Raw genomic sequence first — 23,055 nt, forward strand, 5'->3', positions numbered from 1 at the left:
TACGCGGTGTAATTACCGTTCTGTGGCTTTCGTCTTAGGGAGTCGGAGAAAGCCGGACGTGGGCCCCAGGCGGAAGGCCGAGGCGCTGCGCCGCGTCACCGCCGTTCACCGCGATCGCGACCAGCCCGGCGGAGTCGGCGAACGCCACCAGCTCGCCCGGAGGCACGGCCGCGTATGTCTCCCGGTACGGCACCGCGTGCTGCCTGCGTCCCATCCAGACGCCGAGCGTGTCGCCGGCCCGCACGCCCAGTGCGGCCAGGTCGCTCGCGGCGATCGAGAGCTGGGTGTTGCCGTACCGGTCGACCGAGACCACCTCGCCCTCCACCGCGCCCTCGCGCCGCACCGAGGTCGGCGCCGGCAGCGAGACCAGCCGGTCGAGCGGCAGCTCGGGGCCCAGGTCGGACGGGCGCAGGCCGCAGCACAGCCGCCCGGCGACGGGGGAGAACACGTCGCGCCCGTGGAAGGTGGGCGAGACGGGCCGCAGGAAGTGCTCGTCGTTGCTGATCTCGTAGGCGGCCTCCGGGCCGCCGCTGGCGTGCACGGCCCAGGACAGCAGCCCGTTGTCGGGGCCGACGAACACCCGCCCGCCCGCCTCCACGGCCACCGCGCGCCTGGCGCCGCCCGCTCCCGGATCGACCGCGCCGATGTGGACGCCCGGCGGAAGGTACGGGATGGTCTGGGCGAGGATCACGGCGCCCCGCCGCACATCCCCGGAGGGGACCAGGTGGCACACGTCGATCACGCGCGCCTGCGGGGCGGTCGCGGCTATCACCCCGTGGCACGCGGCGACGTAGCCGTCCTCGAGCCCGTAGTCAGTGAGAAGCGTGATGACAGAGGTCACACCTGGTGACTGTACGTCTCGCAATCCGCCGTGAACACCCGTACTCGGCACATTACGATGGCGACGGGCCGCGATGCGCGCGACGTGATCGTCGTGTGCCCTTCCGAGGAGGAAACCATGGACACCGCACCGCTCAGCGGTGACAGTGCTGCCGAGGAACCGTCCCGACAATCCCTCACAGAACGTGATCTAGAGCTCCTCGCCTTCGAGCGCCAGTGGTGGCGCTACGCGGGCGCGAAGGAGCAGGCCATCAAGGAGACCTTCGGATTCTCCGCCACCCGCTACTACCAGTTGCTCGGCGAATTGATCGACAGGCCGGAGGCGCTGGAACAGGACCCGATGCTGGTCAAACGGCTGCGCAGGCTGCGCGCCGCGCGCCAGCGCGACCGCGCGGCCAGACGATTTGGCATGCGTCCCTGACCTGCTGGGTACGGCAGGCGCGTGAGGAACATCCCTGGAATGGAAGCGATTCTGAGAGACCCAGGCGGAGCCGTGATCGGGCTCGACTTCGACGGAACGCTGTCGCCGATCGTGCCCGACCCCGCCTCCGCCAGGATCCACCCGCAGGCCGCCGCCGTGCTCGCCGATCTGGGGCGGTACGTGTGCGCGGTGGTCATCGTGACAGGCAGGCCCGTGGCCAAGGCGCTGGAGCTCGGCTCCGGCCTGGCCGACGTGCCCGGCCTGGTGATACTCGGCCACTACGGCTTCGAGAGATGGGAGAACGGCCGGGTCTCCGCGCCCCCGCCCCCGCCAGGTGTGCCGCGCGCCGAGGCGGAGCTGCCGCTCCTGCTCGACTCGCTCGCCCTGGAAGGCGTGACGGTCGAGGACAAGGGCCGGGCCGTGGCGGTCCACACCAGGCGCGCCGCCGACCCCGAAGGCGCGCTGGCCGCCTTGCGCGAGCCGCTGGCCAAGCTGGCGGAGAAGCACGGGCTGGTGATCGAGCCCGGACGGATGGTGCTGGAGCTACGACCGCCCGGAATGGACAAGGGCCACGCGCTCGGCCTGTTCCTCGCCGAGCGGGCCGCGAGGTCCGTGCTGTTCGCCGGCGACGACCTCGGTGACCTGGCCGCCTTCGACGCCGTCAGGGCGTCCGGGCTGCCCGGCGTGACGGTGTGCAGCGGTTCGACCGAGGTGACGGCGCTGGCCGAGCGCGCCGACATCGTCGTGGACGGCCCCGACGGCGTGGTGGCGTTGCTGGCGGAGCTGGCGTCGGCTCTAAGCCGTTCGTGAGCCGTCTGCAAGCGCCCGTCGCTACGGTCGCGGCATGTCGAAGACCAGTTTCGCCGTCGCGGCCGTGGCCGCGGCGGCTGTCCTGCTGACGCCCGCTGCCGCGTCGGCCACTGCGACCCGCCCGCTCGAACTGCGCAACGGGCTGACCCTCCACCTGCCGAACGGTTGGAAGACGTACGGCAAGGGCGACTGGATCCGGGTGGTGACCGGGACGTGCGCCAAGCCCCAGCAGGGGTACGGGGAGCCGGAGTGCGACAGCTTCTGGGTGCTGGGGCCGAAGGCCATCAAGGTGGGCGACGAGCTGTTCCGCTCCTACAACGGGACGCGTCCGTTCTATCCGGCGACGGACGTCCAGCTCTGCCCGCACAACCGCACGTGGGGGCAGGTGCCCGGCACCACCGGGGTGAAGGGCCTGCGCCAGGTCGGGCCGGGGCACAAGGCGTCCTACCGGGAGTGGAAGGCCACCTGCGTCTCCCTCACCGGTGGCAAGGTCAAGTCCCGCTACACGCAGCGCGAGTGGTACCTGCCGACCAGCAAGGTGCTCGTCGTCGACCAGTGGAACACCCCCGGCCTGCCGGACGTGCTCAAGAACGCGTCCTGGAGCTGAGCACGCCGCAGACGGCCAGCCCGATGAGCACCGGCACCAGCAGGAACGCGGTGCTGGTGCCGAAGCCGTCGGCGAGCGCGCCCAGCAGGAGCGGCCCGACGGCCATCGCGACGCCGGCCCAGATCGGCGCGGCGGCCGAGGCGCGGTCGGGATGCTCGCCTGAGGCGGTGATCATCCCGGCCAGCGCGAGCGGGAACTGCAGCGCGGCGCCGAGCCCGGCGATCACCAGCCCCGCGTAGCCGATCACCGGCTGGGCGCCCAGCCAGAAGACCAGCCAGCCCGCCCCGGTCAGCAGCATCGCGCCGACGAGCAGCCGGGCGGGCGGCAGGCGCAGCGCCAGGTTGCCCCCGGCGAACCTGCCGACCGCCAGGCCGACGGTGAACGCGGTCAGGCCGGTGGCCGCCTGCGCGGCGCTGAGCCCGGTGTTGGCGGCGAACAGCGCGGCGGCCCACAGGTTGAAGCAGAACTCCAGCGCCACGACGCAGAACAGCACGGCGCCCGCCAGGTGGAAGCGCCAGCCCGGACGCCCAGCCGTCGCGTGCGGGCCGCCCGCGCTCCGGTCGCGTTCGGGGACCCAGACCCTGCCCAGGGCGGCGGCCAGCACGGCCGTGAGCACGGGCGTGACCAGCAGCGCGGGCCGCCAGCCGAGCCCGCTCTGCGCGGCCACGCTGAGCAGCAACGACACCCCGATCCCGAGGACGACCGCGACCCCGTTCGCCTCGCTGATCGCGGCGGGTCCCGCCGGGCCGTGGTGCTCGCTGAGCGCGGCCATCGCGCTGTAGAGCGCCATCGAGCCGAGGCCGCCGCCCAGCCCGTACCCGAGGATGGTGGCGGCGGCCGCGGGGACGAGCACGATGAGCACGACGCTCGCGCTCATGCCCGCCAGACCGGCCCAGACGAGGGCGCGCCTGCCGAACCTCCTGGTGAGGACGGGCAGCAAGAGCCCGGTCAGCACGTTGCCCGCGGCCATCGCGGTGCCGTGTAACCCGGCGACCGCGTTTGACACGTGCAGGTCGTCGCGCAGGAGCGGCAGGGCGGCGCTCAGGCCGTACAGGAACGTGGCGAACGTGCCGAGCTGGAGGTAGACGAGCCAGGTGGGCAGGTCTCGGGTGAGCCGGATGCGTGCAGAGACCGTCGCCATCCGGCAGCCCCCATCGAATATGCGTGGATGTCACCCGAAGTGGATGTCAGCTGAAATCGTAATTCAGCGCATCCAGCTGGGCCGAGAGCCATTTCTGTGGCGGCAGCGCGGTGGCCGCCGCCTCCAGGCTGTCGCGGCGGCGCATGCGCTCATCCTCCGGCATGACCAGCGCCCGGTGCAGGGCCCCCGCCGTGTCGATGACGTCGTACGGGTTGACGACCAGCGCGTGCTCGCCCAGCTCGGCCGCCGCGCCCGCCTCGCGCGAGAGCACCAGCGCGCAGCGCGGCGACAGGACCGGGCCCTCCTTGGCCACCAGGTTCATGCCGTCGCGGATCGGGTTCACCAGCAGCACGTCGGCCAGGCGGTAGGCGGCCAGCGAGCGCGGGTAGTCGTCGTTGACGTTGAGGATCAGCGGGTTCCAGTCTTCGGTGGCGTACTCGTCCTCGATCTCCTGCGCGCAGCGCTGCACCGACGCGGTGTACTCGCGGTACTCGGGCAGGTCGTGCCTGCTGGGGTAGGCGAAGGCGAGGTGGACGACGCGTCCGTGCCACTCGGGATGGGCGGCCAGGAACTCGCGGTAGGCGAGCAGGCCGCGCACGATGTTCTTGGACAGCTCCGTGCGGTCGATGCGGACGATCAGCTTGCGGTCGCCGACCTCGTCCCTGAGCGCGGCCATGTGCGACTCGACGTCCGGCTCGCAGGCCCGTGCCCACAGCGCCTCGCCGTCGACGCCGAGCGCGTGCACGCCGACGCGGGTGGTCCGGCCCTCGTGGGCGACGGTACGGCCTGAGCGGTCGACCTGCGCGCCCAGCAGCCGCTCGCAGCAGTCCATGAACGCGGCGGCCCAGCGCTCGGTGAGGAAGCCCGCGTGGTCGGCGCCCAGGATGCCCTCCAGGACCTCGTGGGCGACCGCGTCGGGCAGCAGCGAGAAGTACTCGGGCGGCGCCCACGGCGTGTGGCTGAAGTGCGCGATGCGCAGGTCGGGACGCTCGGCGCGGAGCATCGCCGGGGTCAGCGTCAGGTGGTAGTCCTGGACCATCACGCGGGCGCCGTGGGCGGCCTCCTCGGCGAGCGCGAGCGCGAACGCGCCGTTGTAGTCGCGGTAGGACTCCCACTCGCGCTGGAACCTGGAGCCGAAAGTGGGCGCGTTGGGGATGTCGTAGAGCAGGTGGTTGACGAACCAGAGCGTCGAGTTGGCCACCGCGTTGTAGGCGCGGTGGAACGTGGCCGGGAGGATGTCGAGCATCCGCAACGCGCCGGTGTCGTAGCCCGCCTGGTCGAGCCGGCCGCTGGGCGACTGCCGGACGGCGCTGCGATCACCGTCGGAGAGTGCCGCGCAGACCCAGAGCACGCCGTAGTCCTTGGCGACCCCTGAAAGCCCTGACACCAGGCCCCCACCACCGCGCTTCATGGTCAGCACGCCGTCGTCGGACACGGTGAACGAGACCGGCCCTCTGTTCGAAGCCACCAGCACGCTGTTCATCGAAACTCCTTGAGCGTGGAGACTCCCGCCTTCAGGAGGGGGAGGAAACACGGCCCGGTGCCGCACGTTCTGGATCGAACCTGTGCACGAAGCTCTACTGGCCGTAGTAGCTTGTGCGCGTGGCGCAGTCGGTCATGCGGGCGTTCAAGTGCCGCAGGAAGTCGCGCCTGTCGGCCGAGTGCACCCGCTCGGCCTTCGCCTACCGGAACGGTCTGCTCACCCTGGCGAAGATGGACACGCCGCCGGCAGTCGTGTGGTCGCGTCCTTGGCAGTGCGCCTGTGGCGCGTCCCACGACCGCGACGTCGCCGGGAACATCCTCGCCGCCGGGCCGGCGGAGCGGTGAAACGCCTGTGGAGCTGATGTAAGGCCTCAACGGGAGACCACCTCCTTGACGGGCGATCGGCGGTGAAGCAGGAACTCCTCACGGGCGACCGTGGGGAATCCCCCTCATTCGCGAGGGGGAGGATGTCAATTCGGTTCCCTCCGACCTTAGGATCCCAGCTATGGCGCTTGATGAGCTAACCGAGGAACTTGCCCGCTCCGCCGCTGCCGGAGATCATCGCGCACTCGGCGAGCTCCTGAAGCGGATCGAACCGGACGTGCTGCGGCACTGCGCTCGTATCCTGCCCTACCACCAGGATGCTGAGGAGGCCTCCCAGGACACCCTGCTCGCCGTCGCGCGGAACATCGGCCGGTTCGAGGGGCGTGCCAGGTTCAGCACCTGGCTGCACATCGTGACCGCCAACTGCGCGCGCACCACGTACCGGTCGCTGAAGCGCAGGGCGGCGGAGCAGAGCTCCGACGAGCTGCCCCTGCAGAAGCCGGACGTGCGGCGGGTCAGCGTGATCGCCGGGTCGCGGCTCGATCTGCTCGACGCGATGGAGGCGCTGGAGGCCGACAAGCCCGACCTCGCGCAGGCGCTCGTGCTGCGCGACATCGTGCAGCTCGACTACAACGAGGTCGCCGAGCAGCTCAAGATCCCGCTCGGCACCGCCAAATCGCGCATCCACCAGGCGCGCAAGTACGTCCAGGGCGTGCTCGGCGAGGAGTATCGATGAGATCGGCTGTCTCGTATTCTGAGACATCTGGTCGGGATGCGGGCGTGGCCAGGTAACATCCATTTCGACAACTGAATATTGCTCATCCAGAGGGGTGGAGGGACCGGCCCTACGAAGCCCCGGCAACCCTCCCGGTTCAAGGCTCGCGACCCGCGAGGCCGACCGGGACAAGGTGCCAATTCCGGTCTGCGGTCAGGGTGGCCGCAGGCGAAGATGAGGGAAGGCCTCGCTTCATGTCGCTTGACTTTGGTCCTGCTGTCGGTCTCTCCTGCCGCGAGTGCGGCACCCGCTACGACCTTGGTCCCAGCTTCGCCTGTCTGGAGTGTTTCGGGCCGCTTGAGGCGGCCTACTCCTTCGGCGAGGTGACCCGGGCGCAGATCGAGTCCGGGCCCGCGAACATCTGGCGCTACCGTTCGCTGCTCCCCGTCCCCGTCGACGTCGCGTCCAAGCCGAACATGAACCCCGGCTGGACGAAGCTGGTCAAGGCCGGCAACCTCGGGCGGGCGCTGGGCATCAAGTCCCTGTACGTCAAGGACGACTCGGGCAACCCCACCCACTCCTTCAAGGACCGGGTCGTCGCGATCGCCGTCGAGGCGGCGCGCAACTTCGGCTTCCACACCCTCTCCTGCTCCTCCACCGGCAACCTGGCGGGCGCGGTCACGGCCGCCGCGGCCAGGGCCGGGCTCGACGCCTGCGTGTTCATCCCCGCCGACCTGGAACAGGCCAAGATCGCCATGGCCCGGGTGTTCGGCGGCAAGCTGGTCGGCATCCAGGGCACCTACGACGAGGTCAACCGGTTCTGCTCCGAGCTGATCGGCGACCCGCTGGGCGACAAGTGGGGCTTCGTCAACGTCAACCTGCGGCCGTACTACGCCGAGGGCTCCAAGACGCTCGCGTACGAGATCGCCGAGCAGCTCGGCTGGCGGCTGCCCGAGCAGATCGTCATCCCGATCGCCTCGGGGTCCCAGCTCACGAAGATCGACAAGGGCTTCAAGGAGCTGGTGGCGCTGGGTCTGGTGGAGGACACCCCCTACAAGGTCTTCGGGGCCCAGGCGCTCGGCTGCTCGCCGGTGTCGGCCGCGTTCAAGGCGGGCCACGACGTGGTGCAGCCGGTCAAGCCCGACACCATCGCCAAGTCGCTGGCCATCGGCAACCCCGCCGACGGGCCGTACGTGCTCGACATCGCCCGCCGCACCGGGGGAGCGGTGGAGGACGTCACCGACGCCGAGATCGTCGCCGCGATCAAGCTGCTGGCCTCGACTGAGGGCATCTTCGCCGAGACTGCCGGCGGGGTCACCGTGGGCGTGCTGAAGAAGCTCGTCGAGACCGGGCAGCTCGACCCGGAGGCCGAGACCGTGGTCCTGAACACCGGCGACGGGCTCAAGACGCTCGACGCCGTGGCCGCCGACGCCACCCCCACCGCCGTGATCCGGCCCTCTCTCGACGCGTTCCGCGCGGCTGTCTGACAACCAGGAAAGGCGAGTTAAACCCATGAGCGTTTCTGTGCGGATTCCCACCATCCTGCGCACGTACACCGGCGGTAACGCGGAAGTGAGTGGCGAAGGCGCGACTCTTCGTGACGTCCTTGCCAAGCTCGACTCCGACTACCCGGGCATCGGAGCGCGAATTCTGGATGATTCGGGCAAGATTCGTCGTTTTGTCAACGTTTACGTTGGCGAAGAGGACGTCCGTTTTGTCGAAGGGCTCGACACGCCAGCACCTGAAGGCGCACAGATCTCTATCATCCCGGCAGTCGCCGGCGGCTGACCGTCAGGCGGAGAAGGGCGCCCCTCGGGGCGCCTTCTTCATTTCCCGTTCAATTCAACGGGCTCACCCTCTGGACGAAATATGCGGTTCGTAGATTGACTCTGTTGCCAAACGCCGTGCCACAGGTATGGTCGAGGGCGATCGTCTGGCTGATTTAGCGATAAGTCATGCGATTACGGGTCGCGTATGGAATGGGCGCGATCTGTGAGCCCAGTAAGAGGAGTCGGAAGTGGCGCAGGGCACCGTCAAGTGGTTCAACGCGGACAAGGGCTACGGCTTCATCGCGGTAGACGGTGGTAAGGATGTTTTTGTCCATTACTCAGCGATCATGATGGACGGGTACCGCTCTCTCGAACAGGGACAGCGTGTCGAGTTCGAGATCACGCAGGGTCAGAAGGGGCCGCAGGCGGAGTCTGTCCGCACGGTCTGAAGCACTGGTACGCATCGGCCGGCCCGCACGGCAGCGCAGTCCGTGCGGTCTCGCCGTCCCCTTCCCGCCGACCTGGGTACGGCGGGCCGAGTGGCCCGCCGTACCGACTGACCTGGGCGGCAGTGGTGTTCGCTTGCACTCGGCTGGGTAGAGTGCTAAACAGTTCGTTGGCACTCTCTTCCACAGAGTGCCAACACGGGATCGAGGCGATGGGGCCTGCCGAACGGAGTTGCGGGCCCATATGCCGTCGCGGGCGTCGGCTCGGTCCACAACAAGCCACCCTGCATCTGGGAGGTCTAGCCTTATGGCAGCCAAGATGATCGCGTTTGACGAGGACGCCCGGCGCGGTCTCGAGCGCGGTATGAACCAGCTCGCTGACGCCGTCAAGGTGACCCTCGGCCCCAAGGGCCGCAACGTCGTGCTGGAGAAGAAGTGGGGCGCTCCCACGATCACCAACGACGGTGTCTCCATCGCCAAGGAGATCGAGCTCGAGGATCCTTGGGAGAAGATCGGCGCTGAGCTGGTCAAGGAAGTCGCCAAGAAGACCGACGACGTCGCCGGCGACGGCACCACCACCGCCACCGTGCTCGCCCAGGCGCTGGTACGTGAGGGTCTGCGTAACGTGGCCGCCGGCGCCAACCCGATGTCGCTGAAGAAGGGCATCGAGTCGGCCGTCGAGCGGGTCAGCGAGGAGCTTTCCAAGCTGGCCAAGGACGTGGAGACCAAGGAGCAGATCGCCTCCACCGCCTCCATCTCCGCCGCCGACCCCGAGATCGGCTCGCTCATCGCCGAGGCGATGGACAAGGTCGGCAAGGAAGGCGTCATCACCGTCGAGGAGAGCAACACCTTCGGCCTCGAGCTCGAGCTCACCGAGGGCATGCGCTTCGACAAGGGCATGACGTCGATGTACTTCGTCACCGACTCCGACCGCATGGAGGCCGTGCTCGAAGACCCGTACATCCTGATCGTCAACTCGAAGGTCTCGGCGAACAAGGACCTCCTGCCGCTGCTCGACAAGGTCGTGCAGTCGGGCAAGCCGCTCCTGATCATCGCCGAGGACGTCGAGGGCGAGGCCCTGGCCACCCTGGTCGTCAACAAGATCCGCGGTCTGTTCCGCTCGGTTGCCGTCAAGGCTCCGGGCTTCGGTGACCGTCGCAAGGCGATGCTGGGCGACATCGCGATCCTGACCGGTGGTCAGGTCATCGCGGAGGAGGTCGGCCTCAAGCTGGAGAACGCCACGCTCGACCTGCTCGGTCGTGCCCGTAAGGTCGTCGTCACCAAGGACGAGACCACCATCGTCGACGGCGCCGGTGACCCCGACGCGATCGCCGGTCGGGTCAACGAGATCCGTGCCGAGATCGAGCGGACCGACTCCGACTACGACCGTGAGAAGCTCCAGGAGCGTCTGGCGAAGCTGGCCGGCGGCGTGGCCGTCATCAAGGCCGGTGCGGCCACCGAGGTCGAGCTGAAGGAGCGCAAGCACCGGATCGAGGACGCCGTGCGCAACGCGAAGGCGGCCGTCGAGGAGGGCATCGTCCCCGGTGGTGGCGTGGCGCTGCTGCAGGCGGGCGCGAAGGCGTTCGACAAGCTCGAGCTCCAGGGCGACGAGGCGACCGGTGCGGCGATCGTCCGCAAGGCGCTGGAGGAGCCGCTGAAGCAGATCGCGGTCAACGCCGGTCTTGAGGGCGGCGTCGTGGTCGAGCGGGTTCGCAACCTCACGCCGGGCGAGGGCCTCAACGCCGCTACGGGTGAGTACGTGAACATGTTCGAGTCGGGCATCATCGACCCGGCCAAGGTGACGCGTTCGGCGCTGCAGAACGCCGCTTCCATCGCGGCGCTCTTCCTCACCACCGAGGCCGTCATCGCCGAGAAGCCGGAGAAGACTCCCGCGGCCCCGGCCATGCCGGGCGGCGGCGACATGGACTTCTGAGTCCACGCCTCACACGAGATCAGGGCGACCCGTTCGGGCCGCCCTTTTCTTGTGTCCGCCCCCGGCCCGCCATTCGGGCCCCTGCGCCGCGCCGGGTTTCGGCCGCCGGCTTGTCGTTCGGGCCCTCTGACGTTGAGTCCGGCGGCTCGGGCCTTCCAGGCCCGGGCAGCTGTCGTTCGGGCCCTCCTGCGTCGCGCCCGGCAGCTCGGGCCCTTCGGCCCCAGGCACCTGCCGATCAGGTGGTCATGTGCCGCCACCCGCACCTCATCAGGAGGCGCGGGAGTGGTTGCTCCGGGATCTTTGGGGCGTTCGGGGGCGCGGTGTGTCAGACGCCGAAGTGGGTGACGATGTGGCCGCGGGCGAGCGTGTTGGCGGTGATGTTGAAACCCACCACGGCCGGGCTCGCGTCGCTGCCGACGCCCAGCGCGTCGACGCCGAGCGCGTGCACGGTGAAGACGTACCGGTGCGGGGCGCCCGGAGGGGGAGCGGCGCCGCCGAACTCCTTGGTGCCGTAGTCGTTGCGCGCGTGCGCCGCCCCCTGGGGGAGCCCCTTGAACTCGGGGCCGGTGCCTGCGCCGGTGGCCAGTTCCGTGACCGAGGCCGGGAGGTCGTAGAGCACCCAGTGCCAGAACCCGCTGCCCGTGGGGGCGTCGGGGTCGTAGCAGGTGACGGCGTAGCTCCGGGTCTCGGCCGGGGCGCCTGACCAGCGCAGGTGCGGCGAGAGGTTCTGCCCGGTCATCCCCCAGTCGTTGAAGACGTGGAGGTCGCTCAGCCTCTCGCCGTCGGTGATGTCGTCGCTCTCGACCACGAGCGCGGGAACGGGCGGCAGGTATTCGTGCGGGAGCGGTGCGGGCACGGCGTCCTCCTAGGGTGAGAGAGCTCGTCGCCACCATCCTAGGGACGGGCCGCCCCGCCGGAATCGGCATGCCGTGTGGCGGGCGTCATCCGGAAACCGGCGGGCGGCCCTCCGGAACCGGCTCGGTGAGCGGGGGTGCCGTGTGGCGGGTGGCCCGCCACACGGGAGCGCTCAGGCCGTCAGCTGGGCGGGCAGCGCCTTGTGGTGCAGGACGGTGAGCGAGGTGACCGCACGGGTGAGCACCACGTACAGCCTGGCCAGGCCGCGCGGCTCCGCCGCCACGATGTCGGCGGGCTCGACCACGATCACGTGGTCGTACTCCAGACCCTTGGCCAGCGTCGCCGGGATGACCAGCAGCCGGTGCTCCTCGGTGGAGTCGGGGCCGAGCACGGCGTGGGCCAGGCCGTCGAGCTCGGCGGAGACTCCGGCCACCAGCGCGTCGGGCACGATGACGCCGATCGAGCCCTCACGTTCCAGCGCCTCGCGGACGGCCTCCGCGACCGCGCCGCCCTGCCGTACCGCCAGCGAGCCCACGCCAGGACGCAGGGAGCGCGGCGGCGCCAGGCCGGGGGCGATGGACGGGAGCAGCTGGGCGGCGTAGTCGAGCACCTCGCGAGGCACGCGGAAGCCGAGCGTCAGCTCGGTGACCTCGCCGTCGGCCTGGCCCAGGTGCTTGAGGACGGTCTCCCAGGAACTGGTGGACCACGGGGTGGTGCCCTGGGCGAGGTCGCCGAGGACGGTCGCCGAGCCGTTGCGGCAGCGTCGGCCGAGCGCGCGCAGCTGCATCTCCGACAGGTCCTGCGCCTCGTCCACGACCAGGTGGCCGAGCGAGGGTGTGCGTTCGATCAGGTCGGCGAGCTCGTCGAGCAGCGCCGCGTCGGCCGCCGACCACTTGGCGGACCTGTGCCCCCGGAACGGCTTCCGCCACAGCAGCATTTCCTGCTCTTCAGGCGAAAAATCGGACTTGCAGGCTTTGGCGAGGAATGCCGGGTCCGAGAGGAGCCTGAACAGGACCTGCTCCGGAGTGAGCTTGGGCCAGACGGCATCGACCAGCTGCTTGACCGGCTTGGACCTGGCCACGGCGTCCTGGACCCGGTCGTCGGGCGACTCGCCGCGCTGCTCCATCCGTACCAGCACCTGGTGGGCCAGCCGCTGCGCCAGCGCCGCGCGCCCGGGACCGTAGCGGGTGGTGCCGCGCAGCGAGGCGACGATCTCGCGCACCTCGTAGTCGGCCACCCGGAACCGGTAGGCGCCCTTGGTGTACACGACGCCCTCTTCCGGCTTCACGATGTGCAGCCAGAGCGCCCGCTCCAGCACCGCGGCCATCCGGGCGTCGCCCTTCACGGCCGACACCATCGGCTCCTCCGGCCAGGCGTGCTCGCCGAGCAGCCCCGCGACGGTCGTCTGGTCGACCTTGACCTCGCCCAGCGCGGGCAGCACGGACGAGATGTACGACAGGAACGCCTTGTTCGGCCCCACGATCATCACCCCGGAGCGGGCCAGCCGCTCGCGGTGGGTGAACAGCAGGTAGGCGGCCCGGTGCAGGCCGACCGCGGTCTTCCCGGTGCCGGGAGCCCCCTGGACGCACACGGTCTGCGACAGCGTGGAGCGGACGATCTCGTCCTGGTCGGGCTGGATGGTGGCGACGATGTCGCGCATCGGGCCGGTGCGCGGGCGCTCGATCTCCTCGGTGAGGATCTTCGACGGGCCGATCTCCCCGCCCTCGGCCAGGGGCTCGTCCTCGAAGGCGGTCAGCGCGCCGCCGTGGTAGCCGAAGCGGCGGCGGCGCACGATGTCCATCGGCTCGGCGGGGCTGGCCTGGTAGAAGGCCCGGGAGACGGGCGCCCGCCAGTCGATGACCAGGGCGCGGCTGTTGCCGTCGTGGACGTGGCGGCGTCCGACGTAGATCGTGGTGGGCAGGTCGTCGCCGGCCGAGCGGTCGAGGCGGCCGAAGAACAGCGGCGTGTCGGGGTGGTCGGCGAGGGCGGCCACCCGCTGGTCGAGCAGCGACTGCAGGATCTGCTGCGACACCCAGTCGCCGGCCGCGTCGGCCGAGAGCGACTCGGCGTGCGTCCGCATGGCCTTGAGCGCGGCCCTGGACTCTGCCAGGTGGGCCTGCTCTGACGCGAGCACGTCGGCGGGTATGTCGGGGGCCAGTTGGTGTGCGGGCATGCGAAAGTGCCTCCCCATCGGAGAATCGGAGGTGGTAACAGGCAGCGAATCCGCCAGTTTAGTACCTGGCGCGGGCAGGCTTCCAAAGCATTTCGCTGGGGTAGGAAGGGCCTGTGGCGCGCGTGCGGCTCGGTATCTCGCCGATCATCCCGACCATCGCCAGCTTCCTGCTCGCGGCGTTCTGGGGACTGTCGGTGTTCGCGGGGTGGGGGCTGGAGGCGTTCTGCACGGGAGAAGAGCCGGTCGTCGGCTGCTCGGAGCGGCTCGAGTCGGTGTCGTTCGTGTCGGCGTGGTTCGCCGTGCTGGCGGCTTGCTCCACGGCCGGGGCCTGGCTGATCCCGGCCTCCCGGAACGATCAGGTGGTGTTCACCCGGTTCATGGTGGTGAGCGTGGCCGCGTGGATCGTCGCGGAAGGGGTGCTCTTCCTCGGTGGCCTGCTCGCCAGATAACAGCGCCCTGACAAATGCGAAAATTTCGGGCATATCTGGTGGGATTGCCGGATCATGGGGGTATGTCGCAGGCTGTCTCGGATGCGGCGGTTGTTAGCGCGCAGGTGAGGGGGGTGGTTCGATTGTCGACGGCCCGTGGAGTCTCGTGGACGTGACAGACGGCCGATGCCTGGCCGCTCGCTCAGGAGCGGCCGGGCCTCAGCCTCAGACCCCGCCCAGCACGTCGTCGGCGTCGATGATCTGGTAGGCGTATCCCTGCTCGGCCAGGAACCGCTGGCGGTGCGCCGCGAACTCCTGGTCCACCGTGTCGCGGCTGACCACCGTGTAGAAGCGCGCGCCGCCGCCGTCGGCCTTGGGCCGCAGCACCCGTCCGAGCCGCTGCGCCTCCTCCTGGCGTGACCCGAACGTCCCCGACACCTGGATGGCCACCGCCGCCTCCGGCAGGTCGATGGAGAAGTTGGCCACCTTCGACACCACCAGGACCTGGATCTCCTTGTCGCGGAAGGCCTGGTAGAGCCGCTCGCGCTCCTTCACCCTGGTCTCGCCCTTGATGACCGGCGCGTTCAGGTGCTCGCCCAGCTCGTCGAGCTGGTCGATGTACTGGCCGATCACCAGCACCTGGTCTCCCAGGTGCCGCCGGACCAGCGCCTCCGTCACCTGCGTCTTGGACGGGGTCGTGGCGCAGAACCGGTAGCGCTCCTCGTTCTCGGCCATCGCGTAGGCCAGCCGCTCCTCGTCCGTCAGCGTGACCCGCACCTCGACGCAGTCGGCGGGGGCGATCCAGCCCTGGTTCTCCATCTCCTTCCACGGCGCGTCGTAGCGCTTGGGGCCGATCAGGGAGAACACGTCTCCTTCGCGGCCGTCCTCGCGCACGAGTGTCGCGGTCAGCCCGACGCGCCTGCGGGCCTGCAGGTCGGCGGTCATCCGGAAGATCGGCGCGGGCAGCAGGTGCACCTCGTCGTAGACGATCAGGCCCCAGTCGCGGGCGTCGAACAGCTCCAGGTGGCTGTAGACGCCCTTCCGCCTGGTCGTCATCACCTGGTAGGTGGCGATGGTGACCGGGCGGATCTCCTTCTTCGTGCCGGAGTACTCGCCGATCTCGTCCTCGGTCAGTGAGGTGCGCTTGAGCAGCTCCTGCTTCCACTGGTGGGCGCTGACCGTGTTGGTGACCATGATGAGCGTGGTGGCCTGGGCGTGCGCCATCGCGGCGGCGCCGACGATGGTCTTGCCCGCGCCGCAGGGCAGCACGACCACGCCCGAGCCGCCGTGCCAGAAGGCGTCGGCCGCCTCCTGCTGGTAGGGGCGCAGCGCCCAGCCGTCCTGCTGGAGCTTGATCGGGTGGTGCTCGCCGTCGACGTACCCGGCGAGGTCCTCGGCGGGCCAGCCCAGCTTGAGCAGCGCCTGCTTGACGTTGCCGCGGTCGCTCGGATGGACGGCGACCGCGTCGGCGCCGAGTCGCTCGCCCAGCATCGGCTGGATCTTCCTGGAGCGCAGCACCTCCTCCAGGACCGCCCTGTCGGTCGAGGTCAGGACGAGCCCGTGGACGGGATCCTTCTCCAGCCTGAGCCGACCGTATCTGGCCATGGTCTCGGCGACGTCGACGAGCAGCGCGTGCGGGACGGGGTAGCGGCTGAAGTTGATCAGCGCGTCGATGACCTGCTCCGCGTCGTGCCCGGCGGCGCGCGCGTTCCACAGCGCCAGCGGCGTGACGCGGTAGGTGTGGACGTGTTCGGGCGCGCGCTCGAGCTCGGCGAACGGCGCGATGGCCTTGCGGCACTCGTCGGCCTTCGCGTGCTCGACCTCTAGCAGCAGCGTCTTGTCGGACTGGACGATGAGCGGGCCGTCGTTCACGGACATCCCTTCCTACGGTTGACCCTTATCCAACACGCACGACGGCGAGAACAGTCCCCGAACAGGCGGTCAGCTGCTGGATTCGTCGTCCAGGTAGCCGTTCACCCCGAGGAAGACGAAGGTGCCGACCGTCAGCACGAAGCCCAGCCCGAACAGGACCCAGCTCCAGACGAGCAGGCTGCGCGCGCTCTCCGGGCGGGTGCTCACCCGGCTCAGGGCCAAGCCCGCGAGGACGGCGCCCGGGATGGCCAGGATGTTGCAGCACGAGGGATCGCGACAGTGTTGAGCACGAGCGCGACGATCGCGTGGGCCCTCGGCCCGTCGGCGTGGGGCGACGGGGGGTGACCATAGCCGTACTGCGGCGGAGGTTGCCGGCCGTACGGCGCGCCATAGGGCTGGTAGGGGTAGTCGCCGTCGAACGGGGGTTCCTGGCTCACGTCACCTCCTAGTTCGTCCACCAGGTTCGCCAACATTTATCACGAATGCCGCACGTGGCTGGGGTGCTTGCCACGGATCAGCATGCCGGAACGGCCTCGCCGCCGAGCCCGCTTGCCTGAACCGGGCAGGTTGTCGGGCAGGGGCCTTGCCTGCGCGACAACCCGGCGGTTACTCGCCGAGCCTGGCGCGCAGGAGCTTGCGGTCGAGCTTGAGGACGCTGGTGACCGGGATCGAGTCGGCGAACCTCACCTCGCGCGGGTACCGAACCCTGCCCACCCGGTCGCGGGCCCAGCCGATCAGCTCCTCGGCGGTCGCCGTTCCACCCGGCCTGAGCTGGACGAACGCCACGACCTCCTCTCCGACGCGCGGGTCGGGGCGGCCCACGACACAGGAGGCGGCCACGTCGGGGTGCCGGTCGAGCGCGTCCTCGACGTCGTGGGGGAACACGTTGAACCCGCCGCGGATGATCAGGTCCTTCTTCCTGTCCACGACGTACAGGTAGCCGTCGTCGTCGACGCAGCCGATGTCGCCGGTGCGCAGCTCGCCGTCGACCAGCGCGGTGCCCTCCGGGTCGGGGGCGAGCTCACCCCAGTAGCCGAGCATCAGGGACTCGCCCGCCACGCAGATCTCGCCCACGTCCCCGGCCTCGACGGGCTCGCCGGACGAGTCACGGATCGTGATCCGGTAGCCCGACAGCGGCAGGCCGACGCTGCCGATCCTGCGCCTGCCGGGCGGGTTGAAGGTGGTGACGGCGCTGGTCTCGGTCAGGCCGTAGCCCTCCAGGACCTGCACGCCCGGCATCCGGCGCTCGAACTCCTCCAGCAGCTCCCTGCCGAGCGGCGCCGCGCCGCAGGTGAGGAAGGCCAGGTCGGGCAGCGGGTGGGCGTCGAGCGGCTCCTCCAGGAGCATCCGCAGCATGGACGGGACGACGGCGCCGTACTGCACGCGCTGTTCGGCGGCCAGCGCGAGGAACGCCTTCGGGTCGAACCACCGCATCAGGACGGCCTGCTGCGGCTGCCGGGCGTGCATCCCGGCGACCGTGATGATGAGCCCGTAGGCGTGGGAGAGCGGCACCGGCACGATCGCGCGGTCGACGCCCTCCTGGTGTGACAGCTCGTAGGCGTCCTTGGCGACGTGCCAGAGCCCGCCGTGGCTCAGCATGACCCCCTTGGCCGTGCCGGTGGTGCCGCCGGTGTACATCAGCGCTGCCAGGTCGGTGGGGTCCCTCGGCGCCGGCCCGCGCTCGTCAGCCTGCTCCAGCTCGGACGTTTCCACAAATACGCGGATATCGACACCCGCCGCCTCGACCGTCTCCACGAGCTCGGGGGACGTCACGATCGCGACCGCGCCGCTGTCGAGGAGGATGTGCCGCAGCTCCTCGGCGCCCACCAGGAACACCACCGGGGTCACCACCGCCCCGGCCGCCCACAGCGCCTGATAGATCAGCGGGACCTCGGGGGAGGTCGCCATCATCACCACGACCCGGTCGCCGGGCCGCACCCCCGCGTCCGCGAACCCGCCGCACACCCTGCGCGCCCGCGCGGCCTGCTGGTGGCTGCGGTGCCAGACCCCCTCGTAGAACACCGAGTCGAAGTCCTCGAACCTGTTCCACGACTCCTCGGCCAACCGGCCCAGTGATTGCTCGGTCACATGCCCAACCTGATGTGATCAACGCCGCCCCGTCAAGCCTCGGGACTAGTCACACGGGAGGACGACGTCGAGGGGCACGCTATGACTTTCGGGTCATTTGCCGGGCCACTGGACGCGATCGTGTATCGATCCGCCGATCTGAAGCTCTTTCACCTTGCATACTCGACAACCGTCGTGTTCGGTTACTTCGAACAAGATCGATAGGAAATATGGTTGACATGAGTGAATACGAGCGGGCACTGCTCGTATTGAGCGATACAGGGAACGGCAGGAGGGACGAAGCCCTCCAGAGAATCCAGGAGGAGGCGGCCGGGGCGGCTGGGCTGAGGAGAGACGCCTGGTCGAAGCGGCACGAAGGCGGCAGAGAGCTGGCCCGCGTGCCCGCCACCGAGCCGGAGCGGCTGGTGGTCGACGACTACGTCCGGCACCTCAACACGGCTCTGACCTCGCACAACGCCTCGCTTCCCGCGGAGGAGCGGACGCAGCTGCGGATGGCCGTGGGGCGCGACGCCGCGGAGGTGGACCGGCTGATCGGCGCGGACGCACCACGGCGGATCTTCCGCGCGAACAAGGACGCTCATCTGGTTCTGCTGCTTACCGACGGCATCCACGCCGACGTGGTGGCGGCTCAGGGACACACCAGTCCACAGGAATTCGTCAATATTCGGATTCGAGAGAAGGAATTCCTCGGCAACGTTTGGGTGTGGACGCCGAGACACGATCTGGCCTTCGTGGTCAGGCCGGATGAATCCCGCCCGCGGCCGATCCTGACCGATCTCTACGGCCCGGTGGACGCCCGCCAGGCGGTCCTGCGCGGCGGCGCCTGGTAACGCGTACCGGTCAGACCCCGGCGACGCCGGTGATGCGGTGCAGGGCGAAGCGGTGGACGGCGGCCCTGGTCTCGTCGTAGGCCGTCAGGTAGCCGCCCTCCATCCGGGCCGGTTCCAGGATGCGCGAGGTGGCGTTGCCCTGGGAGTCGAGGTAGCCGATCCACACCCGGACGCCCTGCCTGATCGCGTCCTGGAGCGCCGAGATCGTGGCGGTCGCCGGGCCGCGCGGGATCTGCCCGTTCGGCGCCTCGACCGGCTCGCGCCGCGCCAGATGCGCGGCGTCGCCCGCACGCAGCGCCCGGACGGCCGCCACCGCGACCCCCGAGTCGAGACCGCCGTTCGTGGAGGCGGTGACACGGGCCGCGGGCAGGCCCTCGGCCCGCCGGCTGTCGAGCTGGGAGATGATCACGTCCCCGTCGAGCGACTCGGCCACCGGGGCGTAGCCCATCGCGCGCAGCGAGTCGACCAGCGCGGCCCGCGACGAGCGCGAGGCGATCACGGTCGGCGCGAGCCGGCGCAGGCGCAGCGCGGCCGAACGGCGGTCGGCGGTGATCTGGTCGAGCAGCGCGGGATCGTCGCAGCGGACGTAGGCGCTGGCCGTCCCCACCCTGATGCGCCCGTGGCGGCGAGCCACGTCGGTCACCAGGTACGACAGCGCCTGCGGCACCGGCGTCGCCGAATGGCGCTCCAGCATGGCCAGCAGCTCCTCGGCGCCCTGGCCCGCGTCCAGCGCACGGCGGATCGAGCTCTCGCCGAAGCGGTAGACGGTCGCGCCGCCCTTGGACTCGACGTCGGCGGCGAGCGTCATCCAGCGGTTCAGCTCGCTGGTGAGCGGGCCGGGCGCGACGGCCGTGAGGTCGGCCTGGAGGAGCACGTGGTCAACCGGTTCGGGCAGCAGTGGCGCCAGCGCCGCGGCGGCGCCCTCGCCCGCCATCAGCGCGCGCCCGTGCCCCGACAGCACGCCCAGCCCGGTGACGCCCAGCTGCTCGGCCTCACGCAGCGTGAACTCCGTGAGCTGCTCGCGCCGCGGGCCCCGGCGGCGCGGCTGCTCCCAGGCCAGCCGGTCGAGCACGGAGTCGCGGGTCGGCGCCAGGCCGGGAGCCGAGGCGAGCACGCCCAGCACCGCCGACCGCACCGAGGGCGCGGACGACCGGCGCAGGTCCGGGTGGAGCGCGTTCAGCGGGCGGTCGCGGTCGTCGCGCTCGCCGACCAGGCCCGGCACGCGGTCCATGTGCAGCCAGGTGGTCGCGAGAGCCACCCACCGCTCTTCCGTCGGCCTGACGCGCCACAGGTCGTATCCGCTGGTGGGCAGCCACTCGCCGTCGACGCTGCCGCCCGACGCGAGCAGCCCGGCCGCGTGCGCGACCTCCACGACCAGCGAGGCGGCCCACTCGGGCAGATCCAGCTCGGACGCCGTGCGCTTCATGTCGCGGACGCCGAGACCGCCGGTGCGCAGCACGCCCGGCGGATCGACGCTCCACCGCTCGCACAGCTCCTCGACGGCCCTGACGAACATGAACGCCTGCCCGGCAGCCGTGCGGTCGGCGAGCTGCTGGTCGCGCGCGGACCCCTCCAGGGCGGGCGGGACCGGGCTCAGATCGCGGTGGACGCGCCCGCCGCGCAGGTGAACGCCCACCTCCCGCGGCAGCGTCACGCTCTCCTCGCCCGTGGCGGCCAGCAGGCCGCGTGCCAGCAACTGCTCGATGGGCGAGCGGGCGGACCCGATGCGGACCTCGCGCCTGGCGTTGGGCACCCGGCCGGCCGGCGGACCCCACGCGAGCTGGTCCAGCGCCGCCCTGGCTTCGGGCGAGACCTGCCCGACCAGCTCGCCGGGCTCGGACAGGGCCGCCGCCAGGCGCTCCTTGCCGGTTCCCGCGGTGCCGGGCGCGATGTCGTCGGCCAGCTCGTCGAGCTGCTCGGGCGGGTGGTGCCTGAACGCGTCCACGGCGGGCGGCCCGAGCCCCGCCGGATCGTCCAGCGCCTTGCGGACTCCTGGAGCCAGGCGCAGCGCCTCGTCGGGGCCGAAGACGAGAGCCAGCTCGCGCAGCCGGCGCAGCGCGGTGGACAGCGCGGGCTCGACCTCACCGGACGCCAGCGCCCGGCCGACGACCTCCCCGAGCGCCGGCTTCGCCACGGCCTCGTCGCGTGCGCCGGACACCGTACGCGGCTCCAGGACGGGCACCGTCTCCAGGACGGCCAGCGTCTCCACGACGGCGAGCGTGAAGCGGTCGAGCCGGTCGAGGACGCGGGCGATCGCCGACGGACTGGCCGCGCGCGAGGCGAGCCCCTCCAGATGGGCGGGCACCGGAGTGACCAGTTCGGGACGCGCGGAGACGAGCGCCCGAAGCTGCTCGTCGGTGCGCCCCCTGATCCACTCCGTGAACTCCATCGTTGCCATGGTATGTCCCTCCTGATTGGGGCAGCATGGCTCACGTGATCGAGCGAGCGGACCAGCTCATCCTGAACTACGTCAGCAGAGCGGCTGACGCGGCTCACGGCGTGCTCCGTCCTGACCAGCGGCTCGACTTCGCCACGCGGCTGCGCGCCAGGATCGAGGCCGAGCGGGCGGGCAGTCAGAACGCCCGCCAGGTGGCCAAGGTGCTCGCCAGGTTCGGCGATCCGGCGGCGCTGGCCCGGCGCGAGGCCCGCAGGCTGGCGGAGCCCCCCGCGACCGCCCCGGGCGTGTCGTCTCCCAGCATCGTCGACGACGTGGTCACGCCTCCGGAAGCGCTGCGGGAGCGCCCGCCGGGCAGGAGGTCCCACGGGCTGCCGTTCGCGGGGCTGCGCAGGGCCGTCATGGCCGGCGCGAACCCGATGGCCACCCAGGGACGGGACGCCAGGACCGTCGTCAAGGAGTACCCGCGCGAGACCACCGCGCTGGTGATCCTGGTGGCGGCGGCGCTGCTGGTGCCGTTCGACCTGGCGCCCGTGGCGATCTTCCAGGTGCCCGTGCTGGTCTGGGCGCTGGGCGCGGTGCTGGTGGTGTCGAGCGACAGCTGGCCGCTGCGTGTCCGGCTGCTCGGGATCGGCGCGCCGATCCTCGGCTACGTGGTGGGCGGAGTGCTCGTCGGCGGCCTGCGCGTGGGCGGTCAGCCCGGGTTACAGGCCTTCTTCGTCGAGTTCTTCGACGTCAGCGGCGTGATGTTCATGATCGGGACGGGCCTGGGCGTGGTCTGGCTGGCCTACCGCCTGCTCGACGTCACCTGACCGGAGCGGGGCTGGGCAGCAGGCCGACGGCCAGCCGTACCCACGCCTCGACGAACTGGTCCTTCTCCGCGTGGCCCGGCGACTCGCCCACGGTCTCCTGGAACAGCCGGTAGTGCACCACGGAACCGCCGAGCACGGCGGCGATGCCCGTCCAGTCGAGCTCGGCGTCGCTGTACTCCGGCTGCGCGCGGAACCAGGTCGTGATGGCGTCGAACATGGGCTGCAGCAGCCCTTCGCGTACCACCGTGACCAGCTCGGGGAACTGGCTGAGGTCGCGGAAGAACACCCTGGTCAGCTCCGACTCCTCGCGCACCTTGGCCAGCCCGGCCCGGCACAGGTGCGACAGCCGCTCCTCCAGAGCTGCGGACGACTCCATGCCGCTCAGCTGGTCCAGGCTCTCGGCGACCTGGACGCGGGTGCGGGCGGCGTGCTCGTTGATCGCGGCGGCGAGCACCTCGTACTTGGACTTGAAGTGCCGGTAGAGCCCGCCGGCGCCGGGGGAGAGCCCGGAAGCAGCCTCGATCTCGGCCACCGAGGTGGCGGCGTATCCGCGCTCGGCGAACAGTCGCAGGGCCTCGTCGATGATCCGCTCACGCGTCGATCTGGTCATGTCTATCCTGTTACCTCCGTGAGGAGCGTAGCCGTCACGGAGCCGCGCGCCGGATGAGACCCGCCACGACCGAGCCGATGACCAGCCACACGAGCGCGGCGAGCCCGTAGTCGACCAGGGTCGTCCACCGCGCGTCGGCGAGCTCGAACAGGTTGGCCAGCCCGAGCGAGAGCGACCCGGCCAGCGACTCGACGAACTGGTACCAGATGTTCGCCTGGTTGGCCCCGAACACCTTGAACAGCGCGTAGAGGACGAGTACCAGCGCCGCCAGCCTGGACGCCACCCTGACGGCCCACACCAGCACGGCCACCGTCCGCTGCCACGCCCGCACCCCTGGCGGCGCGGGCGCCGGCCGCGCGGGACGGTGCGGACGCGGCCGGCTGGAGGTGGCGACGAGGCGGTCTCCGGCCTGCGGGGGTTTCGGGCTCTCGGTCATGACCACTCCTCGCGATAAGTAATTCCTTTCTTCTCATTCCCACCGTCCCACAACAAGGCCCGTTACGC

General features: G+C 70.5%; 23 protein-coding genes and 1 riboswitch. Of the genes, 12 read left to right on the forward strand and 11 right to left on the reverse strand.

All coding sequences use genetic code 11. The features are described 5' to 3' along the window. Positions 1-34 precede the first annotated feature (34 nt). Entirely contained in the window at positions 35-841 is an 807-nt protein-coding gene (locus ABT294_RS21455; RefSeq protein ID WP_350807852.1) for an SAM hydrolase/SAM-dependent halogenase family protein, read from the reverse strand. Positions 842-958: 117 nt separating this feature from the next. Here ABT294_RS21455 and ABT294_RS21460 point away from each other — a divergent pair, with 117 nt between their 5' ends. Genes ABT294_RS21460 through ABT294_RS21470 form a run of 3 tightly spaced genes read left to right on the forward strand, consistent with a single transcriptional unit; the run spans position 959 to position 2,678 of the window. Beyond that, a complete protein-coding gene (locus tag ABT294_RS21460) occupies positions 959-1,261 on the forward strand; it encodes a DUF3263 domain-containing protein (protein ID WP_350808198.1) in 303 nt (100 codons plus the stop codon). 39 nt (positions 1,262-1,300) lie between these two features. Beyond that, positions 1,301-2,071 (forward strand): trehalose-phosphatase, encoded by a 771-nt coding sequence (gene otsB, locus ABT294_RS21465; protein ID WP_350807854.1) that lies wholly within the window; start codon positions 1,301-1,303, stop codon positions 2,069-2,071. Between the two features lie 34 nt (positions 2,072-2,105). Continuing rightward, positions 2,106-2,678, forward strand: coding sequence for a hypothetical protein (locus ABT294_RS21470; RefSeq protein WP_350807855.1), 573 nt, complete (start codon positions 2,106-2,108; stop codon positions 2,676-2,678). Here the strand turns inward: ABT294_RS21470 and ABT294_RS21475 are convergent. Both ABT294_RS21475 and ABT294_RS21480 read right to left on the reverse strand, forming a co-directional pair. Then, positions 2,656-3,819 carry an MFS transporter gene (locus ABT294_RS21475; protein WP_350807856.1) on the reverse strand — a complete coding sequence of 388 codons (1,164 nt, stop codon included), beginning with the start codon at positions 3,817-3,819 and terminating at the stop codon, positions 2,656-2,658. The genes ABT294_RS21470 and ABT294_RS21475 overlap by 23 nt on opposite strands. 46 nt (positions 3,820-3,865) lie before the next feature. Next, positions 3,866-5,302: an alpha,alpha-trehalose-phosphate synthase (UDP-forming) gene (locus tag ABT294_RS21480; RefSeq protein ID WP_350807858.1), complete on the reverse strand. Its 1,437-nt coding sequence runs from the start codon at positions 5,300-5,302 to the stop codon at positions 3,866-3,868. A 119-nt stretch (positions 5,303-5,421) separates the two neighbouring features. Between ABT294_RS21480 and ABT294_RS50855 the strand changes: the two genes are divergently transcribed. The 6 genes from ABT294_RS50855 to groL all read left to right on the forward strand — a co-directional run bounded on the left by ABT294_RS50855 (position 5,422) and on the right by groL (position 10,488). Then, positions 5,422-5,646 (forward strand): hypothetical protein, encoded by a 225-nt coding sequence (locus ABT294_RS50855; RefSeq protein WP_502912091.1) that lies wholly within the window; start codon positions 5,422-5,424, stop codon positions 5,644-5,646. 160 nt (positions 5,647-5,806) lie between these two features. Beyond that, positions 5,807-6,361: an RNA polymerase sigma factor gene (locus ABT294_RS21490; RefSeq protein ID WP_350807859.1), complete on the forward strand. Its 555-nt coding sequence runs from the start codon at positions 5,807-5,809 to the stop codon at positions 6,359-6,361. 79 nt (positions 6,362-6,440) lie between these two features. After that, positions 6,441-6,581: riboswitch (SAM riboswitch) on the forward strand. Positions 6,582-6,594: 13 nt separating this feature from the next. Next, positions 6,595-7,827 (forward strand): threonine synthase, encoded by a 1,233-nt coding sequence (gene thrC, locus ABT294_RS21495; RefSeq protein ID WP_350807860.1) that lies wholly within the window; start codon positions 6,595-6,597, stop codon positions 7,825-7,827. A gap of 25 nt (positions 7,828-7,852) precedes the next feature. After that, positions 7,853-8,128, forward strand: coding sequence for a MoaD/ThiS family protein (locus ABT294_RS21500; RefSeq protein ID WP_350807862.1), 276 nt, complete (start codon positions 7,853-7,855; stop codon positions 8,126-8,128). A 229-nt stretch (positions 8,129-8,357) separates the two neighbouring features. Then, the gene (locus ABT294_RS21505) at positions 8,358-8,558 is read left to right on the forward strand and encodes a cold-shock protein (protein ID WP_106250594.1); all 201 of its coding nucleotides are present in this window, start codon (positions 8,358-8,360) and stop codon (positions 8,556-8,558) included. Between the two features lie 304 nt (positions 8,559-8,862). Then, positions 8,863-10,488, forward strand: a complete 1,626-nt coding sequence (gene groL, locus ABT294_RS21510; RefSeq protein WP_350807864.1) for a chaperonin GroEL — start codon at positions 8,863-8,865, stop codon at positions 10,486-10,488. Positions 10,489-10,813: 325 nt separating this feature from the next. On the opposite strand, the gene ABT294_RS21515 is transcribed toward groL, so the two are convergent. Continuing rightward, positions 10,814-11,344, reverse strand: a complete 531-nt coding sequence (locus tag ABT294_RS21515) for a YbhB/YbcL family Raf kinase inhibitor-like protein (RefSeq protein ID WP_350807866.1) — start codon at positions 11,342-11,344, stop codon at positions 10,814-10,816. 171 nt (positions 11,345-11,515) lie between these two features. After that, complete coding sequence (locus ABT294_RS21520; protein ID WP_350807868.1) at positions 11,516-13,516, reverse strand: HelD family protein; 2,001 nt, start codon at positions 13,514-13,516, stop codon at positions 11,516-11,518. A 113-nt stretch (positions 13,517-13,629) separates the two neighbouring features. Between ABT294_RS21520 and ABT294_RS21525 the strand changes: the two genes are divergently transcribed. After that, complete coding sequence (locus tag ABT294_RS21525) at positions 13,630-13,965, forward strand: hypothetical protein (protein ID WP_350807870.1); 336 nt, start codon at positions 13,630-13,632, stop codon at positions 13,963-13,965. A 204-nt stretch (positions 13,966-14,169) separates the two neighbouring features. On the opposite strand, the gene ABT294_RS21530 is transcribed toward ABT294_RS21525, so the two are convergent. The 3 genes from ABT294_RS21530 to ABT294_RS21540 form a co-directional block, all read right to left on the reverse strand. Continuing rightward, complete coding sequence (locus ABT294_RS21530; RefSeq protein WP_350807872.1) at positions 14,170-15,822, reverse strand: DNA repair helicase XPB; 1,653 nt, start codon at positions 15,820-15,822, stop codon at positions 14,170-14,172. Positions 15,823-15,885: 63 nt separating this feature from the next. Next, positions 15,886-16,023, reverse strand: coding sequence for a hypothetical protein (locus tag ABT294_RS21535; RefSeq protein WP_350807874.1), 138 nt, complete (start codon positions 16,021-16,023; stop codon positions 15,886-15,888). Between the two features lie 399 nt (positions 16,024-16,422). Beyond that, positions 16,423-17,904 (reverse strand): AMP-binding protein, encoded by a 1,482-nt coding sequence (locus ABT294_RS21540; RefSeq protein WP_350807876.1) that lies wholly within the window; start codon positions 17,902-17,904, stop codon positions 16,423-16,425. 377 nt (positions 17,905-18,281) lie between these two features. Here ABT294_RS21540 and ABT294_RS21545 point away from each other — a divergent pair, with 377 nt between their 5' ends. Continuing rightward, positions 18,282-18,734, forward strand: coding sequence for a hypothetical protein (locus ABT294_RS21545; protein ID WP_350807878.1), 453 nt, complete (start codon positions 18,282-18,284; stop codon positions 18,732-18,734). Between the two features lie 10 nt (positions 18,735-18,744). Here the strand turns inward: ABT294_RS21545 and ABT294_RS21550 are convergent, their stop codons facing one another. Continuing rightward, on the reverse strand, positions 18,745-21,123 hold the full coding sequence (locus ABT294_RS21550) for a helicase-associated domain-containing protein (RefSeq protein ID WP_350807879.1): 2,379 nt from the start codon (positions 21,121-21,123) through the stop codon (positions 18,745-18,747). A gap of 44 nt (positions 21,124-21,167) precedes the next feature. Between ABT294_RS21550 and ABT294_RS21555 the strand changes: the two genes are divergently transcribed. Then, on the forward strand, positions 21,168-21,941 hold the full coding sequence (locus tag ABT294_RS21555; protein WP_350807881.1) for a hypothetical protein: 774 nt from the start codon (positions 21,168-21,170) through the stop codon (positions 21,939-21,941). Here ABT294_RS21555 and ABT294_RS21560 read toward each other — a convergent pair. Both ABT294_RS21560 and ABT294_RS21565 read right to left on the reverse strand, forming a co-directional pair. Further along, positions 21,934-22,551, reverse strand: coding sequence for a TetR/AcrR family transcriptional regulator (locus ABT294_RS21560; RefSeq protein ID WP_350807883.1), 618 nt, complete (start codon positions 22,549-22,551; stop codon positions 21,934-21,936). The genes ABT294_RS21555 and ABT294_RS21560 overlap by 8 nt on opposite strands. 34 nt (positions 22,552-22,585) lie before the next feature. Further along, positions 22,586-22,987, reverse strand: coding sequence for a hypothetical protein (locus tag ABT294_RS21565; protein ID WP_350807885.1), 402 nt, complete (start codon positions 22,985-22,987; stop codon positions 22,586-22,588). Positions 22,988-23,055 lie beyond the last annotated feature (68 nt).

Origin of the sequence: Nonomuraea sp. NPDC000554 (assembly GCF_040300065.1) — a bacterium.
Classification (GTDB): Bacteria; Actinomycetota; Actinomycetes; order Streptosporangiales; family Streptosporangiaceae; genus Nonomuraea.